Below are 6,634 nucleotides of genomic sequence, written 5' to 3'. Positions count from 1 at the left end.
TTCCAATGGAAGATTGAAGGGCTGTCCCTTCCTGCGATTGCAGACCGGCTTGATGCAATGAACGCGCCCAATCCGGAGTTTCAGAAGTATCAGGTCGGCGTCCGCACAGGCAATGCTACTGCAAAGAAGATTTGGAACAAGTCTTCACTGACTACCATTCTGGATAATCCCCATTACGTCGGAGATACCGTTCTCGGACGGACGCTGAACGCCATTTACAAGGGCGTCAAGAATCAGCACATCGACCGCGAGGAATGGATCGTCTTTCCCAATACGCACGAGGCGATTATTTCCCGTGAGGATTTCCAGAAGGTGCGAGAAATGCGGAACGCCGCTGCAAGGACAAGGGTTGAGAAGATGGAGCGCACGGAAGAAATCCGCGCTACGCTGATCAATCTCTTTGAAGACAAAATCGTCTGTGCAGACTGCGGCAGAAAGCTCTACTTCCATCGCAAGCGCGTTGATAAACGCAAGGACGGCGCGTGGTATGCCTTCTATGAATGCAGCTCATCCGTCAAACGCGGCAACCTCTGTACGCCGCACTATACGCGGCAGGATAAGCTCGAAGCCGATGTGCTTGCGGCGATCCAGCTTCAAGTCAAGGCAGCTCTCAATTACGACAAGCTGCTTGCCAAACTGAGAAACAGCGAAGGCGAACGCAGCATCCGAGATCAGCAGAATGCGCTCATTACAAGCCTGAATCTGAAACTCAGCGGCATCTCCAAGAAGCGTACTCGGCTCTACGAGGACTTCACGGAAGGCATTCTCGATGAAGAGGAATACGCCTTTGCGAAGAAAGCCTACGATGAGCAGTATGCCGACCTTTCCCGGCGGCTGGATGAAGCAGTTCAGCGGAAGGTAAAGTTTGCCGAAGCGATGTCCGAGGACAATAAGTGGCTCACACTGATGAAATCTGTCAGCGGTGCAGAAAAGCTCTCTCAGGAGTTAGTTGACGAGTCCGTAGAGCTTGTGAAAGTCCATGAGGACGGCTCAATCGAGCTGGTCATGAAATACGGCGATATTTACGCTCTGACCGTTCAGAGCATCAAAGAAGTGCAGGAGGCGATGTAAATGAGCAAGGAATACAACATCGGCATCTACATCCGCCTCTCAATGGCTGATGAAGATACCGGCTATGGAAGCAAAGCGGAAAGTGACAGCATCGGCAACCAACGTATGCTCATCAATCGCTTTCTTGACAATCATCCGGAACTGTCAGGCTGTCAGCGGTCTGAGTTTGCGGATGACGGTTATACCGGCACGAACTTTCACCGTCCTCAGTTCACGCAGATGATGGAGAAGGTCAAGCACGGCGAAATCAATCTGATCTGCGTCAAGGACATTTCCCGCTTTTCTCGTGACTACATCGAAACGGGAAACTATCTGGAATGCACCTTTCCGTTCATGGGCGTCCGATTCATTTCTATCAACGACGGCTATGACAGCGACGATTACAAAGGCACAACGGGCGGTCTGGAAGTGGTTATGCGCAGCATCATCTACGCGGCATACAGCAAAGACCTCTCCGTAAAGACCACATCGGCAAAAATCCAGATGATGAAGCAAGGCAAGTATGTCGGTGGCTACGCTCCATACGGCTACGTCCTGCATCCCACCATTCGGAACAAACTTGCCGTAGACCCGGAGGCGGCTGATGTGATCCGTCGTATCTTCCGCGAGGCTCTGGAAGGCAACAACACCTCTCAGATTGCCCGCAGCCTGAATGATGACGGCATCCCGACGCCGGGGCAATACTTCAAGAACAAGCATCCCGACAAGAAGAAGTTCAGTAACATGAGCGAGAAAATCAGTTGGGAAACCGTGATGGTCTACAACATCCTCAAAAACCTTGTTTACACCGGAACGCTGGTCAGCCTCAAAATGAAGTCCTGCGGTGTTGGCTCAAAAAAGCGTGTTGTCAATGAGCCGATTATCGTAGAAGGTACGCATGAAGCTATTATCAGCAAGGAAGACTTTGAGCTTGCTCAGATGGTCATTCGAGGTGGAGGACGGAATCCCACGCGCAAGCAGCATGACTATCCGCTCAAGGGACTCGTCCGCTGCGGTAACTGTAAACGTGCTATGACACGCCGAAAGAATAAGGCTGGCATTCGATACTTCCAGTGCATTCACTCGGTCAACAACGGAAACACAGACTGTCCGGTTGGCAGGAGCTTTCCGGAAATGGATATTGAGAAGGTTGTCTTCCATGCCCTTACTCAGTTTCTCGCTTTGGCACAGAAGGAATCAGTCCAAAATCGAGAGGTCGGTGATCTACGGAAATCAGCCATCAAGGAATGTGCTGAGAAAATCCGGATTCTTCAAAAGCAGAACGAGCAGCACAAGGCGTCGAAGCTGAGACTCTACGAGAAGTATGCAGCCGGAAGCATCACGAAGGAAGCATATATTCAGCAGAAGGCGGTAACGGATGCGAAGATCGCTGAAAACGATGAAACAATTCAGCGCAGTCACGAGCGGATGAAGGAGCTTGACTCCGAGACCTCCTGTTCAGATGAAAAGCTGGATGCGGTCTGCGAACAATACGCCGACTGCAAAGCTCTGACCTATGAGCTGACCCACGCATTCATTTCTGCGGTCTACATTTACGATCTTGACAACATAGAAATCGTCTGGAAGTTCAAGGACTTCCTCACTACATCAGAAGGAGAAGCCAAATGAAAGTATTTCTTTATATCCGCGTTGCCTGTGCGGATCAGCTTGCGGCAGCAAGCCAGCGTGAAGAGCTGGAGCACTATGCGAAGGATAAGGACTATGAGGTAGCTGCTGCGGTGGCAGCAGACGGCATCTCCGGCGTCCATACGGAAGGCATCATGAACTTCCTGCTGAATGAAGCCAAGCGTCAGGGCATCGGCACGATTCTCACCCGTGACACCTCACGGATCAGCCGCGACACTTCCTCTTTCATGAGATTTGAGCGAAAGTTCAGAGAGAATGGCATACGGTTCGAGTATCTGTCCAAGCCTGACAACGAGCTTCCGGTCACTCCAATGATGGAGGCGTTTGAGACGGCGTATAAGAAACGGCGCACAAAGGCGCCGAAACACTTCGGATGATGTAACTGAACACAAAAGGACAAGCACCTAAAATGATGCTTGTCCTTTTATACTTACACTTACTGCATTATGTTAAGAGATGCAAAAGACGCTCCATTTTACCATCCCACTCTCTGCTGGAATCGGCGCACTCTTTCAGTTCGGTTTCGATTTCAGTATTTATCGGCAGATTTTTCTTATAGCGGATGGTATGCTCAAGGCTTGCCCAGAAGTCCATAGCGATTGTACGAAGTTGTATCTCCACCGGCACATGGATCTCTTTTTCCGCAAAGAATACCGGCAGCCGGATCGTCAGGTGCAGACTGCGATAGCCATTTGGCTTAGGGTGTAAAATATAATCTTTCTCTGTGATGATTTCAATGTCAGACTGGTCTTTTAAGCACTTTGCCAAAAAGAACACATCCTCCTCGAAAGAGCAGATCACACGCACACCGGCAACATCCATGATATTTGCCTGCATGGTCGGAAAATCCAGAGGAAGTCCGCGCTTCTGCATCTTGTTCATAATGCTGGACGGCGACTTCAAGCGGCTTTTCATACTTTCTATCGGATTGCGGTCATGCTGCAATGAAAACTCTTCGTTCAGAATTTCCAACCTGCTTTCAAGTGCTTTCAGTGCGCAGCGGTATTGCAGCATGACTTCCTGATACCTGCGATTTTCGCTTAAAAGGCGCTGGCATTGCAGATCATCCAAGCCTTTATCTGCCGCAACCGTCAAACCAAATAGATTTTCACTCATAGCTTCTCCATTCCGCAGGGATAGGCGCTCCGCGCTGTCTGCTGCTCTTTTGTTACGACCTGATAAAAACTGTATCCGCCGGAGAGATGGGAACAGGTGAAGCCGTACTGCGTCAAAAGGCGGCAGGCCAGATAACTGCGAAGCCCTGTCTGGCAATTCACATAGACAGGCTTGTCCCGGTCTAACTCGTCCAAATGCTCCCGCAGATCGTCCAAGGGAATGTTCCGAAAGCCGTCCAGATGCCCCCGCTGATACTCCCACGCCGTGCGGACGTCCAGCAGCGTCGCACTGCCATCGTAAGGCAAGTCCTCAACCTCATTCCAATGGAACTGCCGCACTTTCCCGCTCTCCAAATCCTCGATCATAAAACCGGCCATATTGACCGGATCCTTGGCAGAGGAATAGGGCGGCGCATAGGAAAGGTCAAGCTCCGTCAGTTCCAAAGCTGTCATTTTTGCGCGAATGGCCGTTGCCAGTACATCAATGCGCTTGTCCACGCCCTCGCCGCCAACGATCTGCGCACCGAGCAGCCGCAGGCTTTCCTTTTCATACAGTACCTTCATTGCCATAGACTGTGCGCCGGGATAATAGGTAGCGTGGGATGCCGGGAATAATACGACTTTGTCGTAAGCGATTTCTGCTGCCTGCGCCGCCTTTTCGTTGATCCCCGTGGAGACCGCTGTCAAGCCAAACAGCTTCAGAACAGACGAGCCCTGAGAGCCGTGAAAGCGGCTGTTTCCGCCGCAGATGTTGTCGGCGGCAATGCGTCCCTGCTTGTTGGCAGGCCCCGCCAGAGAGATCAATGCTTTCTGCCCGGTCACGAAATGGGTGACCTCTACGGCATCGCCCACAGCATAGATGTCCGGCACGGAGGTTTCCATCCGCTCGTTGACAGCGATGCTGCCACGAATACCAAGTTTGAGTCCGGCTTCTTTTGCCAAATGCGTATCCGGGGTAACACCGATGGCCAGCAGCACCATATCCGAATGCAGTGGCTCACTTTCTTCCAACAGTGTCAGCACGGAATCTCCGTCCTGTCGGAATCCGGTGACGGTTTCACCCAACCGCAGAGCCACGCCGTGTCTGCGCATTTCCGCATGGACAAAGCTCGCCATATCCGCATCCAGTGGCGCTAATAGCTGCTTGGGACGCTGAACGATGGTGACCGAAACGCCCATCTCCACAAGGTTTTCCGCCATTTCCAGACCGATAAAGCCGCCGCCAGCCAAAACAGCGGTTTTCGGCTTCTGATCCTCTACAAAGCGCCGAATGCGGAGGGTGTCTTCCACGGTGCGCAGCGTGAAAACACGCTTGTTGCTGACGCCGGAAAGCGCAGGAACCGTCGGCTTTGCGCCGGGGGCAAGGAGCAGTTTGTCATAGGTTTCCGTATAGATTTTTCCGCTGTCCAGTGCATGGACGGTAATGGTTTTCTCTGCGGGATTGATCGCAGTTACTTCCTGCCGGACCCGCACATCAATGCGAAAACGATCCCAGAAGCTCTCCGGAGTTTGGAGTGTCAGTTCTTCCTGATCTTTGATCACACCGCCCACATAATACGGCAGACCGCAGTTGGCATAGGATACATAGCCGCTGCGCTCGATCATGATGATCTGCGCGTGTTCATCCAAACGGCGGATGCGTGCGGCGGAAGAAGCACCGCCCGCCACACCGCCTACGATTACAACTTTCATCTTGCGCCCTCCACCATTGCGGCAATCTCCGACTTAGGCCGGTAGCCCACGGATTTGGCCACGGCTTTCCCGTCCTTGAATACGACCAGCATCGGGATGCTGGATACCTGAAAACGCATTGCCAGCTCCATCTGCTCGTCCACATTGACCTTGCCCACCTTGAGCGCACCGCTTTTTTCTTCGGCAAGCTCATGCAGTATGGGAGAGAGCATTTTGCACGGTCCGCACCAGTCGGCGTAGAAATCCAGCAAAACGGGCTTGTCGGAATGCAGTACCTCATTTTCAAAATTCGCAGCAGTAATTTTCAGTTCAGCCATGAGTAAGGCTCCTTTCTGTTATCTTTGTTTATTCTTTGTTTTTCAGCTTGCAAATACCCTGCGTCATGGTTCCCATTGGACAAAACGCACACCATGTGCGGGGCTTGTAGAGCACCATAACGATCAGACCCAGCAGCAGAGAGGTCAGCATGAGGCTATAAAAGCCAAAGCTGAACTGCGCCACCCAATCAGCGACCGTACCGGCTGTGTAAGTCCAGCCCCACGGCACACGGAATGTCCAGAACAGCTTAATGGCCTCCCGCAGGGAAGCAGCACCGGCAGCGACCAGATAGGTCTGGAACACCATGTTGCCGAACATCGTCAGGAAAAAGAGCAAAAAGCCGTAACGGAACCACTTGGAGGACATCCAACGGGGCGTTGGCTTACAGCGGGAGCATTTAAGGTCAGTTCCCAGCTTGCTGAACAGTTGACCCCGTCCGCAGAGGTGGTTGCAAAAGAATTTGTTCCCGCCAAAGATGGCTAAGAACAGCGGCAGAAGAAAATCAATCATGCCCAGCCATGCAAACAGGATATTGAAAAAGCCCAGCGCAAAATAAATGATGGCGTAGACCCAGAAATAGTCGTACAAATGTTTTGCTTTCTTCATGCCTCGTCCCTCGCTTTCACCTCGATGCAGCCCACGGGACAGAGCCTCGCGCACTTGCCGCAGCCTACGCAGCGTTCCGCCTCCACGGCGGCATAGCAGCCACGGCGCACCTTGACGGCCCCTATGGGGCAGGTATTTTCACACACGCCGCAGGCGACGCACCGTGTCTTATCTATGGCGGCCAGTTTCTTTGACAGCATAGCGTT

8 protein-coding genes are annotated in these 6,634 nt (G+C 52.2%); 3 read left to right on the top strand and 5 right to left on the bottom strand.

What is annotated here, in order from left to right:
• The 3 genes from H8711_RS07235 to H8711_RS07225 form a co-directional block, all read left to right on the top strand.
• Window positions 1-1,071, top strand: a 1,071-nt coding sequence (locus H8711_RS07235; protein WP_249282802.1) for a recombinase family protein, incomplete at its 5' end; no start/stop codon positions are given.
• Window positions 1,072-2,679 (top strand): recombinase family protein, encoded by a 1,608-nt coding sequence (locus tag H8711_RS07230; protein WP_249282801.1) that lies wholly within the window; start codon window positions 1,072-1,074, stop codon window positions 2,677-2,679.
• Window positions 2,676-3,074: a recombinase family protein gene (locus H8711_RS07225; protein WP_249282800.1), complete on the top strand. Its 399-nt coding sequence runs from the start codon at window positions 2,676-2,678 to the stop codon at window positions 3,072-3,074. The genes H8711_RS07230 and H8711_RS07225 overlap by 4 nt, the downstream gene beginning before the upstream one ends.
• Before the next feature lie 67 nt (window positions 3,075-3,141).
• On the opposite strand, the gene H8711_RS07220 is transcribed toward H8711_RS07225, so the two are convergent.
• From H8711_RS07220 to H8711_RS07200, 5 genes are read right to left on the bottom strand one after another with little or no spacing between them, the layout of a single operon-like run.
• Window positions 3,142-3,813, bottom strand: a complete 672-nt coding sequence (locus H8711_RS07220; RefSeq protein WP_249282799.1) for a GTP pyrophosphokinase — start codon at window positions 3,811-3,813, stop codon at window positions 3,142-3,144.
• Entirely contained in the window at window positions 3,810-5,504 is a 1,695-nt protein-coding gene (locus H8711_RS07215) for an FAD-dependent oxidoreductase (RefSeq protein ID WP_249282798.1), read from the bottom strand. The genes H8711_RS07220 and H8711_RS07215 overlap by 4 nt, the downstream gene beginning before the upstream one ends.
• A complete protein-coding gene (gene trxA, locus H8711_RS07210) occupies window positions 5,501-5,821 on the bottom strand; it encodes a thioredoxin (RefSeq protein ID WP_249282797.1) in 321 nt (106 codons plus the stop codon). Before trxA ends, H8711_RS07215 begins: the two co-directional genes overlap by 4 nt.
• Before the next feature lie 28 nt (window positions 5,822-5,849).
• Complete coding sequence (locus H8711_RS07205) at window positions 5,850-6,428, bottom strand: 4Fe-4S binding protein (RefSeq protein WP_249282796.1); 579 nt, start codon at window positions 6,426-6,428, stop codon at window positions 5,850-5,852.
• Window positions 6,425-6,628: a 4Fe-4S binding protein gene (locus H8711_RS07200; protein ID WP_249282795.1), complete on the bottom strand. Its 204-nt coding sequence runs from the start codon at window positions 6,626-6,628 to the stop codon at window positions 6,425-6,427. Before H8711_RS07200 ends, H8711_RS07205 begins: the two co-directional genes overlap by 4 nt.
• Window positions 6,629-6,634 lie beyond the last annotated feature (6 nt).

This window comes from Ligaoa zhengdingensis (genome assembly GCF_014384885.1).
GTDB lineage: Bacteria > Bacillota > Clostridia > Oscillospirales > Ruminococcaceae > Ligaoa > Ligaoa zhengdingensis.
The sequence above is the reverse complement of the archived record's forward strand: the minus strand, read 5'-3'. Positions and strand labels throughout refer to the sequence as shown.

Excerpts from the sequence above, each read along its gene's own strand:
- H8711_RS07220 (WP_249282799.1), bottom strand. The coding sequence starts at position 3,813 with ATGAGTGAAAATCTATTTGGTTTGACGGTTGCGGCAGATAAAGGCTTG.
- H8711_RS07200 (WP_249282795.1), bottom strand. The coding sequence starts at position 6,628 with ATGCTGTCAAAGAAACTGGCCGCCATAGATAAGACACGGTGCGTCGCC.
- H8711_RS07205 (WP_249282796.1), bottom strand. The coding sequence starts at position 6,428 with ATGAAGAAAGCAAAACATTTGTACGACTATTTCTGGGTCTACGCCATC.
- H8711_RS07225 (WP_249282800.1), top strand. The coding sequence starts at position 2,676 with ATGAAAGTATTTCTTTATATCCGCGTTGCCTGTGCGGATCAGCTTGCG.
- trxA (WP_249282797.1), bottom strand. The coding sequence starts at position 5,821 with ATGGCTGAACTGAAAATTACTGCTGCGAATTTTGAAAATGAGGTACTG.
- H8711_RS07215 (WP_249282798.1), bottom strand. The coding sequence starts at position 5,504 with ATGAAAGTTGTAATCGTAGGCGGTGTGGCGGGCGGTGCTTCTTCCGCC.
- H8711_RS07230 (WP_249282801.1), top strand. The coding sequence starts at position 1,072 with ATGAGCAAGGAATACAACATCGGCATCTACATCCGCCTCTCAATGGCT.